This window comes from Xanthomonas sp. GPE 39, from assembly GCF_000963005.1.
Taxonomy (GTDB): domain Bacteria; phylum Pseudomonadota; class Gammaproteobacteria; order Xanthomonadales; family Xanthomonadaceae; genus Xanthomonas_A.
Map to the genome: position 1 here is coordinate 80,391 of NZ_JZHZ01000007.1, position 12,753 is coordinate 93,143.

General features: G+C 66.4%; 1 protein-coding gene and 1 pseudogene. Both read left to right on the plus strand.

Annotated elements, in window-relative coordinates:
- Window positions 1-16: 16 nt before the first annotated feature.
- Window positions 17-2,665 (plus strand): annotated as a pseudogene (locus tag XALGPE39_RS14975) (AMP-binding protein); the annotation flags it as partial.
- A 41-nt stretch (window positions 2,666-2,706) separates the two neighbouring features.
- Window positions 2,707-12,753, plus strand: a 10,047-nt coding sequence (locus tag XALGPE39_RS16285) for a non-ribosomal peptide synthetase (RefSeq protein WP_161795306.1), incomplete at its 3' end; no start/stop codon positions are given.

Consider the following 12,753-nt stretch of genomic DNA (forward strand, 5'->3'; position numbering starts at 1 on the left):
TCGCCTGCCCGAAGCGATGCTGCCGACGGCCTACGTCCACCTCGACACCTTGCCGCTGACCGCCAATGGCAAGCTGGATCGACGCGCGCTACCAGCGCCAGAAGCCGATGCGCTCGCGACCCAGCCTTACGTCGCCCCGCAAGGCGAACGCGAAACCCTGCTCGCCGCGCTATGGAGTGAACTCCTCGGCGTCGAACAGGTCGGCCGCCACGACAGTTTCTTCGCCCTCGGTGGGCACTCGCTGCTGGCGATCAGTTTGATCGAACGCCTGCGCCAGCATGGCTGGCAGTTGCAGGTGCGCGCCTTGTTCAACGCGCCCGCGCTGGCCGATCTGGCCAGCACCCTCACCGCCGCGTCCACGCTCAACATTCCCCCCAACCGCATCGCGCCCGATTGCACGCGCATCACACCGGAGTTGTTGCCGCTGGTCGAACTCAGCCAGACCGAGATCGATGCCGCCGTGGCCACCGTCGACGGCGGCACCGCCAACGTGCAGGACATCTATCCGCTGGCGCCACTGCAAGAGGGTCTGCTGTTCCATCACCTGGCCAGCCCCGAAGGCGATGCCTACCTCAACATCAGCGTGCTGCCCTTCGACAGCCGCACGCACCTGGATGCCTTCCTCGCCGCGTTGCAAGCCGTCATCGACCGCCACGACATCCTGCGCACCGGCTTCGCCTGGCAGGGATTGCGCACACCGGTGCAAGTGGTCTGGCGGCATGCGCCGCTGCCGCTGCAGACGCACATCATCCAGGCTCACGATGTCTTGGATGCCTTGCGCGAACGCATGGACCCCAGCCGCTTCCGTCTGGATGTCAGCCGGGCACCGCTGATCCACGCCCACCTCGTCGAAGATCCCGCGCACGCACGCTGGCTGCTCGGCCTGCATAGCCATCACCTGATGATGGATCACACAACGCTGGAGTTACTGATCGAGGAAGTGCAGGCGCATCTGCACGGACAACAGGCGCAGTTGCCGGCGCCGTTGCCGTTCCGCAACTTCGTCGCCCAGGCACGCCTGGGGGTGAGTGAAGCCGAACACCGTGCCTTCTTCACCCAGCAACTGGGCGATCTCGATACGCCCACTGCGCCGTTCGGTTTGTGGGACGTACGCGGCACCGGCGCCGACATCGAACAGACGTTGCAGCCGCTGCCCGACGCCCTGTCCAGCGCGCTGCGCCAGCATGCACGCCAACTCGGCGTCAGCCCGTCCAGCCTGTTCCATCTGGCCTGCGCACTGGTATTGGCGCAAGCCAGCGGCCAGGACGACGTGGTGTTCGGCACGACCTTGTTCGGCCGCATGCAAGGCGGTCACGGTGCCGACCGCGTCCTGGGCATGTTCCTCAACACGCTCCCGATCCGTCTGCGCCGCGATGGACGCAGCGTCACCGAAGCAATCCGCCAGACCCAGCAACAACTGGCGCAATTACTCCATCACGAACACGCTCCATTGGCATTGGCGCAACGCTGTAGCAGCATCGCGCCGCCGACGCCGCTGTTCACCGCATTGCTCAACTATCGCTATGTCGGCGGCAGCGCGGTGCAGACACCCAGCGAGACAACCCAACAGCCGCACGACTGGCATGGCCTGGAAATGCTGGCGGGACTGGATCGCAACAACTATCCGCTGACGATCTCGATCGATGACATCACGGCAACCGGAGGTTTCGCGGTAGAGGTAAAGGTGGACCGGCACATCGGCACCGAGCGGGTCATCGCATTGGTGCAGCAAACCATGCAGGCATTGATCCAGGCGTTGGAGCAGGCGCCGGACACAGCCCTGTACGCACTGTCGCTGTTGCCTGCCGCCGAACGCGCGCAATTGCAGCGCTTCACTGTCACCGAGACCGCGCCGCTCGCCCCGGCGACCTGCCTCCATCACTTGTTCGAAGCGCAGGTACAACGCACGCCCGATGCCATTGCGCTGCGCGAAGGCACACACACCCTGCGCTATGCCGAGCTGGATGCACGCGCCAACCAACTCGCCCAGCGTCTGCGTCGCTCCGGCGTCGGTGTGGAGAATCGGGTCGCGTTGTACCTGCCGCGCTGCATCGAACAAGTGGTCGCGCTACTCGCCACGCTCAAAGCCGGCGCAGCGTATGTGCCGCTGGATCCGGAACTGCCCAGCGAACGTCTGGCCTTTTTGCTGGAAGACAGCCGTCCACGCGCAGTGCTGACCTGCACCGATCTGCAGGATCGTCTGCCAGCCAGCCGCGCCATGCTGCGCGTGAGTGTGCTGACACTCGACGACAGCACGGACACGCACAGCGATGATCCCGGCGCACCGGATGTCCCCGGTCTGTGCCCGGATCACCTGGCCTACGTGATCTACACCTCCGGCTCCACCGGCCAACCCAAGGGCACCTTGCTCACGCATGCCGGTGCGACGCATTACCTGCAATGGGCCATCGAACACTATCGACCGCAGCCCAGCGCGGTGGTGTCCTCGTCGTTGTCCTTCGACGCGACCTTGACCAGCCTGCTCGCCCCGTTGCTGTGCGGTGCGCAGGTCGAATTGCTACCCGAACACGATACCCTGGATGCCTTGCGGCAACGTCTGTGCGATCCGACCCCGTTGGGGTTGGTCAAGCTCACCCCGGCGCATCTGGAAGTGTTGGGTCAGCAATTGACCGATCAGCAAACACCGCTGAGCCCTGCGGTCATGGTGATCGGCGGCGAAGCACTGCCGCCCGCCACGCTGGCCCGTTGGCAAGCCCTCGCACCGCANTCCACACCACCACCGCCGACGATGCACATGCCTCCAACGGGCGTGTGCCGATCGGCAAGCCAATCGCGCATCTGCGCCTGTACGTACTCGATGCCCACGGGCAACCCGCGCCGATGGGCGTGGCCGGCGAATTGCATATCGCCGGGCCGCAACTGGCGCGCGGATATCTCGGTCGTGCGGACCTAACCGCCGAACGCTTCATCCCCGATCCGTTCGCAGAGCACCCCGGCCAACGCATGTACCGCAGCGGCGATGTCGCCTGCTGGCGCGCCGATGGCACGTTGGAGTATCTGGGCCGCAACGACGACCAGGTGAAACTGCGCGGGTTCCGCATCGAACTGGGCGAAATCGCCGCCGCGTTGCGTGCCTGCGCGGGCGTGCAGGATGCGGCGGTGTTGCTGCGTGAGGACACTCCGGGCGAGCCGCGATTGGTCGCCTATGTGGTCACCGACCACGCAGAACATGCCGATTCGTTGACGCTGCGCGATGCACTGAGCAGCCGCCTGCCAGCAGTCATGGTGCCGGCCGTGTATATGCACCTGGAAGCGCTACCGCTGACCCCCAACGGCAAACTGGATCGCCGCGCCCTGCCGACGCCGGAGCAACGCGACCTGGGCAATGCGCTCTATGTCCCGCCGCAAGGCACGCTCGAACAGACCCTGGCACAGCTATGGTGCGACCTGCTCGGTGTCGAGCAGGTCGGTCGCCACGACAGTTTCTTCGCCCTCGGTGGTCACTCGCTGCTGGGAGTCAAATTGATCGAGCGTCTACGCCTGCTCGGTTGGCAACTGGAAGTCCGCGACCTATTCAACACCCCGACACTGAGCGGCCTGAGCCAGACGCTCACGACCACGTCCATGGTCAGCGTCCCCGCCAATCCGATCAGCGCCGGCTGCACTCGCATCACCCCCGAGCTGCTGCCGCTGGTCACGCTCACCCAGGCGGAAATCGACGGCATCACCAGCGGACTGGATGGCGGTGTCGGCAACGTACAGGACATCTACCCGCTCGCGCCGTTGCAACGTGGCCTGTTGTACCACCACATCGCCGCGCCCGAGGACGACATCTACCTGAGCAGCACCGTGCTCGCCTTCGATGCCAGCGACAAGCGCGAGCGCTTCATCGCCGCGCTCGAACAGGTGATCGCCCGTCACGACATCCTGCGCACCGCTGTGTTCTGGCAAGGATTGCGCGAGCCCGTCCAGCTCGTCCAGCGGCAGGCACCGCTGCCCGTGCAGCACCATGCCTGCACGGGCGAGGACATCGCCACGCAACTGCAACATCGCCTGGAAACCCAGCACCGCCGCATCGACTTGCAGCAAGCGCCATTACTGCGCGCGCATCTGGCCGACGCTGCACCACACGGAAGCTGGCTGCTCGGCCTGCAATATCATCACCTGGTGATGGACCACACCACGCTGGAACTGGTGGTCGAGGAAGTGCAAGCGCATCTGGACGGACAGCAACAGCACTTGCCCGCGCCATTGCCGTTCCGCGACTTCGTCGCCCAGGCCTGCCTGGGCGTGAGCGAAGAAGAGCACCGTGCGTTCTTCACCCAGATGCTGGCCGATGTCACCGAGCCGACCCTGCCCTTCGGCGTGAGTGTGGTCGAAGGCCCGCTGCACGAAGCCAATCTGCTCCTGCCCGACGCACTGGCCGCCATGCTACGCGAACAGGCACGCCGCCTGGGTGTCAGCACGGCCAGTCTGTTCCACCTGACGTTTGCGCTGTTACTGGCGCAGATCAGTGGCCGCGACGACGTGGTGTTCGGCACCGTGCTGTTCGGTCGCCTGCACGCCTCGGCCGGCGCCGACCGCGTGCTGGGCCTGTTCCTCAACACCTTGCCGCTGCGCCTGCGGCGCGACCGCACCGGTGTCGAACAGGCCGTCGTGCAGACCCAGCGCCTGCTCGCGCAACTGCTGCATCACGAACACGCCATGCTCGCGCAAGCCCAGCGCTGCAGTGGCATCCAGGCACCGGCGCCGTTGTTCGCCGCCCTGTTCAATTATCGCTACCGTGGCGGTGGCAACGTCCTGGCCGACGACCACGCGCGCCGCGAGGCGATCTGGCAAGGCATCGAAACCGTGCACTTGCGCGAACGCACGCACTATCCGTTATCGCTGGCGATCAACGACGACCACGATCACGGCGGATTTTCGCTGGATGTGCAAACCGGCCAGAACCTGGATCCGGTCGCGCTGGCGCAGAGCATGGCCGATTTGCTGCAGCACCTGGCCCAGTCACTGGCCGAAGCGCCAAACCGCCCCCTGCATGCACTGACCCGACTGCGCGATGCCGAACGCACCCAGGTGCTGGAAGATTTCAATGCCAGCGACGCCACGCTCTCGATCACCGGCAGCGTCCATCAGCGATTCGAACAGCAGGCACGGCAGACACCGGACGCCGTAGCGATCGTCCACGCACAGCGCACGCTGCGTTACGCCGAGCTCGATGGCCAGGCCAACCGGCTGGCGCATCACCTGCGCAGCCTCGGCGCGACGCCTGGCAGCACCGTTGCCGTGGCCATGGCGCGCTCGCTGGAGCTGATCGTCGCCGAGTTGGCGATCCTCAAATGCGGCGCAGCCTATGTTCCGCTGGACATCGAACATCCGGCGCAACGCATGCGCCACATCCTCGACGCGTGCGGCGCAACGCTGCTCATCAGCCATTCGAACCACGATATCGCAGCGGGCAACGCCGTGCGCGTGGACCTGGATCGGCTGCACCTCGACGGCTCGCACGACGCCCCCTCGGTGCCGGTCTGGCCCGACAGCCCGGCGTATGTCATGTACACCTCCGGCTCCACCGGCATGCCCAAGGGCGTGGTGATTCCACATCGCGCCGTGCTCAACTTCGCCAGCCAACCCGGTGATGCCAGAATCCTGGCTCAGGACCGGGTCGCCTTCGCTTCCAATCCCGCGTTCGACTCGTCCACTCTGGAAGTGTGGAGCAGCCTGCTCAATGGCGCGACGATCGTCATCGTTTCGCCACAGGTCCTGCGCGATCCACAGGCGCTGTGCGCGCAGATCGCCGACATGCGGATTTCGGTGCTGATTCTGGTCGCCGGCGTGCTGCGCGCCTATGCGCCGATGTTGAGCGGCAAACTCCCCAGCCTGCGTGTCTTGATGACCGGCGGCGATCTGGCCGATCCGCACAGCCATGGGCTGATGTTGCAGGCACCTGGCCCGGATGCACTGCTGCAGACCTACGGCCCGACCGAAGCCACGCAGTTCGTGACCGCGCTTGCCTTGCACCACGCGCCCGATCCACGCCAGACCGTGCCGATTGGCCGACCGCTGGTCAACAACCGCCTGTTCGTCCTCGACCGCTTCGGTCAGCCGACGGCGGTCGGCGTCGAAGGCGCCTTGCACATTGCCGGCGCACAACTCGCGCTGGGTTATCTCGGCCGCCCCGATCTCACCGCCGCGTGTTTCGTCCCCGATCCTTTCGCCGTGCAACCCGGTCAACGGATGTACAAGACCGGCGACATGGCACGTTGGCGCGCGGACGGCACCCTGGACTTCCTCGGCCGTCGCGACGAGCAAGTCAAGATCCGCGGTTTCCGCATCGAACTGGGCGAGATCGTCGCGGCGCTGCGCGCCTGTGCCGACGTGCGCGATGCGGTCGTGGTGGTCGATCAGGACCACGCCGGACATAAACGCCTGGTCGCGTATGTGGTCGGCGCTGCCGACCTCGGTCAAGCACTGCCCGAGCAACTGGCGACATTGCTACCGGACTACATGATGCCGACCGCCTACGTGCCGTTGGATGCTCTGCCGTTGACTGCCAATGGCAAGCTCGACCGGCGTGGGTTACCCGCACCGGATCGGCAGGACTTCGACACGCAGGCGTACCAGACGCCGCACCCCGGACGCGAGCAGTGCCTGGCGCAGTTGTGGAGCGAGTTGCTCGGCGTCGCGCAGATCGGCCGCCAGGATCACTTCTTCGCCCTCGGCGGACACTCGCTGCTGGCGGTGCAATTGATCGGAAGAATCCGCGCGCAACTGGGCCTGGATCTGTCCTTGAGCACGCTGTTCGCACATCCGCGCTTGGCCGATCTGGCCACGGCCATGGACAGTGCCGCCAGCGCCGCGCTTGCGCCGATCCTGCCCGTGCCACGCACCGGCCCACTGCCGCTGTCCTTTGCCCAGCAGCGCCTGTGGTTCCTGGGCCGTCTGGATCCCCACGCCGATCTGGCCTATCTGATGCCGATGGCGCTGCGCTTGCGCGGTACGCTGCAACTGCACGCGTTGGAACAGGCGCTGGATCGCAGCGTGGCCCGCCACGAGATCCTGCGCAGCTACGTGGTGCTGGAAGACCAAACGCCGTTCCAGCACATCGCTCCGCCGCACATCGGCTTCGCCCTGGAGCGCGTGGACCTGCGCCACGCAGCCGACCCGCAGCAGCAGATCCAGCAGCAGATCGCACTGGAAACCAGCACCCCCTTCCCCGCCGAACGGCCACTGATCCGCGGGCGCCTGCTGCGTCTGGCCGACGACGATCATGTTCTGCTCATCACCCTGCACCATCTGGTGTCCGATGGCTGGTCGATGGGCGTCCTGGTCCAGGAACTGGCGGCACTGTATCGCGCATACGTCGAACAACGCCCCGATCCGCTGCCGCCGCTCTCGCTGCAATACGCCGACATCGCCGTATGGCAGCGCGATTGGCTCAGTGGCGAGGTGCTGCAACGCCAGCGCGATTTCTGGATCGCGCATCTGCACGACGCCCCGACGCTGCTGGAACTGCCGACCGACCGGCCACGCCCGGCACGGCAGGCATATCCCGGCGCGGCACTGGACGTGGTGCTGGATGCGACGCTCACCGCCGCCTTGAAAGCAGCGTGCCAACGCCACGGCACCACCTTGTTCATGACCTTGCTCGCGGCGTGGGCGGTACTGTTGTCGCGTCTGTCCGGCCAGGACCGCGTGGTCATCGGCACGCCGGTCGCCAACCGCCACCGTAGCGAATTCGAACCACTGATCGGTCTGTTCGCCAACACCCAGGCGCTGTGCGTCGATCTGCGCGCCAACCCGTCGGTGAATGCGCTGCTGGCACAAGTGCGCCGCACTGCGCTGGCCGCGCAGGAGCACCAGGATCTGCCTTTCGAGCAGGTGATCGAAGCGCTCAACCCGACCCGCAGCCTGGCCCATCATCCGATCTTCCAGGCGATGTTCACCTGGCAGAACACGCCACTGGACGACATCGCGCTGCCAGACCTGCTCGTGGAAGGCGTGGATGCGGCATTACCGACGATCAAGTTCGATCTGGACCTGTCGCTGCGCGAACACGATGACCGCATCGTCGGCAGCCTCGGCTATGCCTGTCACCTGTTCGAACGCAGCACCATCGAACGCCACCTGGCACAGTTCCTCCAGGTTCTGCGCAGCCTGCTCGACGCCGACACCACCCGCGTCGCCCAGCTACCGCTGTTGCCGCTGGCCGAGCGCGAATGCGTGTTGCACGCAATGCACCACGCCCTGCAGATACCGCCGGCAACCCCATACGTGCACCAGTCGTTCGCAGCACAGGCGCAGCGCACGCCCAGGCACACCGCCCTGCAGTGCGCGGCGGACACCCTGGACTACGCCGCGCTCGACGCGCGCGCCAACCAGCTCGCCCACCACCTGATCGCACTGGGCGTGGTGCCGGAAGACCGCGTGGCCGTATGCCTGCCGCGCGGCATCGACCTGATCGTCGCCCTGCTGGCGACGCTCAAAGCCGGCGCGGCTTACCTGCCGCTGGATCCACACTATCCACCCGCGCGCCTGGACGCCATGCTCGCCGATGCACAGCCGCGCGTCCTGCTTGCCCATCGCGACACGGCTTTACCGCTGGCGCAGCGCGAGAGCATGCACACGGTGCTGCTGGATGCCGAAATCGCGCGGTGGGACTGCGCCCCCACCCACGCCCCCGACGTTGCCACGTTGCATCCGCAGCATCCGGCCTACGTCATCTATACCTCCGGCTCCACCGGCCAACCCAAGGGCGTGGTGATCTGCCACGCCGCGCTGACCCAGTTCCTCGCCGCGATGCAGGCGCAACTGCCGTTGTCGCCCGAAGACCGTCTGTTGGCGGTGACCACCGTCTGCTTCGACATCGCCGGCCTGGAACTGTTCGCCCCGCTGGTGCAAGGCGCTTGCGTGGTTATCGCCAACGATGGAGCAATGCAGGATCCGGCCTGCTGGCGACAGCACCTGGAGCAGCAGGCCATCTCGGTGGTGCAAGCCACCCCCGCGTTCTGGCAGATGCTGCTGGATGCCGGCTGGCAGAGCCATCCGGGACTGCGCCTGCTCTGCGGCGGCGACTGCCTGAGCCAGGATCTCGCCCAGCGCCTGCGCGCCGGCGGTGCGCCACTGTGGAATCTGTACGGACCGACCGAAGCCACCATCTGGGCCAGCCTGCATCCGGTGCTCGGCGACGACGCCGGCAGCCTCGTGCCGCTCGGCCGTCCCTTGGCCGACACCCGCATGCGCCTGCTCGACGCACACGGCCATCTGGTCCCACTCGGCGTGCGCGGCGCGCTGTTCATCGCCGGTCCGCAACTGGCACGCGGTTACCTGGGACGCCCGGATCTGACCGCCGAACGCTTCCTCCCCGACCCGTTCGCCGAACATCCCGGACAACGCATGTACAAGACCGGCGACCTGGCGCGCTGGCGCGCCGATGGCGTGCTGGAGTTCCTCGGCCGCGACGACGACCAGGTCAAGCTGCGCGGCTTCCGCATCGAACTGGGCGACATCGCCGCTGCGCTGCGCGCCTGCACGGGCGTGCACGAAGCCGTGGTCCTCGCCCGCCAGGACATCCCCGGCGACACCCGTTTGGTCGCCTATGTGGTCGGCGAACACGCAATGCGCGCCGAACACCTGCGCACGCAGGTCGCCGCACGCCTGCCCGACTACATGCTCCCCGCCGCCTACGTGCAACTGGATGCACTGCCGCTCACCGCCAACGGCAAACTGGATCGCAAGGCCTTGCCGGCGCCGGACGCCGACGCACTGGCGATGCAAGCCTACGCAGCGCCGGAAGGTGAATTGGAAACGCAACTGGCCGAGATTTGGCGCGAATTGCTCGGCGTCGAACAGCTCGGACGCCACGACAACTTCTTCGCCCTGGGTGGACACTCCTTGCTCGCCACCCAGTTGAGCGCACGCGTACGCGCCGTGCTGGGACGCGAGATCGCGCTCGCGACCGTCTTCGCACACCCGCAACTGGCTGCATTCGCGCAAGCCGTCGCACAGGCGACAGCCAGCACCGTGCGTCCGATCCTACCGGTGTCCCGCAGCAATCCGCTGCCGCTGTCGTTCGCCCAGCAACGTCTGTGGTTTATCGACCAACTCGATGCCGGTGCCGGCAGCGCCTATCTGATGCCGACCGCGATGCGTCTGCGCGGCGCGCTCAATCGCGACGCCTTGCACGATGCACTGGATCGCCTGGTCGCACGCCATGAAGCGCTACGCACATCCGTCGGTTTCGATGGCGCTACACCTGTACAACGCATCGCGTCGCCCACCATCGGCTTTCCCCTCGAACGCATCGCAGCACACGATGGCGTCGATCCGGCCGCACTGATCCAGCACCACGCGGCCGTGGAAGCGCACACGCCCTTCGATCTGAGCCGTGGCCCGCTGATCCGTGGCCGCCTGGTCTGCCTGGACGTCGACGACCATGTGTTGTGCGTCACCCTACACCACCTCATCTGCGATGGCTGGTCGATGCGCCAACTGATCGCCGAACTGGGCACGCTGTACAGCGCATTCGCGCGCGGATTGCCCGACCCGCTGCCTGCGCTGCCGATCCAGTACGCCGACTATGCGGTGTGGCAGCGCAGCTGGATCGATGAAGAAACGCTACAACGCCAACGCCAGTTCTGGATCGACCACCTGCATGACGCGCCCGCCTTGCTGGATCTGCCGACCGACCGACCACGCCCACCGGTACAGGATTACCGTGGCCACACACTGCCATTCGCACTGGATGCGTCGCTGAGCGCCGCGCTGAAGACACTGAGCCTGCGTCACGGCAGCACCTTGTTCATGACCCTGCTGGCGGGCTGGGCGAGCGTGCTGGCGCGCTGTGCCAATCAAGCACGCCTCGTCATCGGCACCCCCATCGCCAATCGCCCGCGCCACGAACTGGAACCGCTGATCGGTCTGTTCGCCAACACCCAGGCCTTGCAGATCGACCTGCGCGACAATCCAACCGTCGCCGCATTGCTGGCCCAGGTCCGCGAGACCACCCTGGCCGCGCAGGCACATCAAGACCTCCCCTTCGAGCAGGTCATCGAAGCACTCAATCCCCCCCGCGACCTCGGCCATCACCCGCTGTTCCAGACGATGCTGACCTGGGACGCGGAGCACGCCACGGATCTGGCCTGGCCGCACGTACACACCGAGCTGATCGACCAGGGGAGCGCCACGATCAAGTTCGACCTGCACTTGGCGCTACAGGAAAGCGATCAGGGCATCGTCGGCAGCCTGGGGTATGCCACGGCGTTGTTCGAGCGCAGCACCATCGAACGGCATCTGGCCCAGTTCGTGACCCTGTTGCAGGGCATGGTCGCCGACGACCACGCCCGTGTCGCGCAACTGCCGCTGTTGCCTACCGACGAACGCGCGCAATTGCAAACTTTCAACGCCACCGCCAGCGACCTGGATGGCAGCGGCTATCTGCATCGCGCGATCGAAGCACAGGCGCAGCGCACGCCCGACGCCATCGCCTTGGTGGACGATGGCGTTGAACTGCGCTACGCCGACCTCGATGCCCGCGCCAACCAACTCGCCCATCATCTGATCGGGCTGGGCGTCGTGCCGGAATGCGTGGTCGCGGTGTGCCTGCCGCGTGGCATCGATCTGCTCGTCGCGCTGTTGGCCGTGCTCAAAGCCGGTGGCGCTTACCTGCCGCTGGATCGCGACGTCCCATCGGCGCGCCTGCACGCCATGCTCGCCGATGCGCGGCCCAGTGTGCTGCTCGCCCATCGCGATACGGCTGCGTCGCTGGCACAGCGCGACGGCATGCACACCGTGCTGCTGGACGCCGAGCAAACAGCGTGGGCCAGCGTCGCCACGCATGCAGCGGTCGTTGCGAGCTTGCATCCACAACATCCGGCCTACGTCATCTACACCTCCGGCTCCACCGGCACGCCGAAGGGCGTGGTCAACACCCATGCCGCCATCGACAACCGCCTGCAATGGATGCAGCAGGCATTGCAACTGCAACCCGAGCAGCGCGTGCTGCAAAAAACTCCGGTCGGTTTCGACGTCTCGGTGTGGGAACTGTTTTGGCCGCTGCGCGTGGGCGCATGCCTGGTGCTCGCACAACCCGGCGGCCACAAGGACCCGACCTATCTGCATGCACTGATCGAAGAAGCCGCCATCGATACCGTGCACTTCGTGCCGTCGATGCTGCGGGTGTTCCTTGACGCCTTGCCGCATGGCGCATGCGCCAGTCTGCGGCGCATCGTCTGCAGCGGCGAAGCCTTGCCCGCCGATCTGGCCCAAGCCGCACACGCACGCCTGCCGCAGGCGCGCCTGTACAACCTCTACGGCCCGACCGAAGCGGCGGTGGACGTCAGCGTCTGGGAATGCCGTGCGAGCGATGCCACCCAAGTCCCGATTGGCCGCCCCATCGCCAATACACAACTGCACGTGTGCGATGCACATGCACAACCGGCTCCCATCGGTGTCGCCGGCGAATTGCACATCGCCGGGGTGCAGGTGGCGCGCGGCTATCTGGGCCGTCCCGACCTAACCGCCGAACATTTCGTCCCCGATCCATTCGCCGCGCAACCCGGCGCACGCATGTACCGCAGTGGCGATGTGGCGCGTTGGCGTCGCGATGGCGCACTCGAGTATCTCGGTCGCAACGACGACCAGGTCAAGCGACGCGGCGTGCGTATCGAACTGGGCGAAATCGCCGCCGCGCTGCGCACCTGCGCGGGCGTGCAGGATGCAGCGGTGTTGCTGCGCGAGGAAATGCAGGGCGAGCCGCGCCTGGTCGCCTACGTGGTCGGCGATGCCGACGCG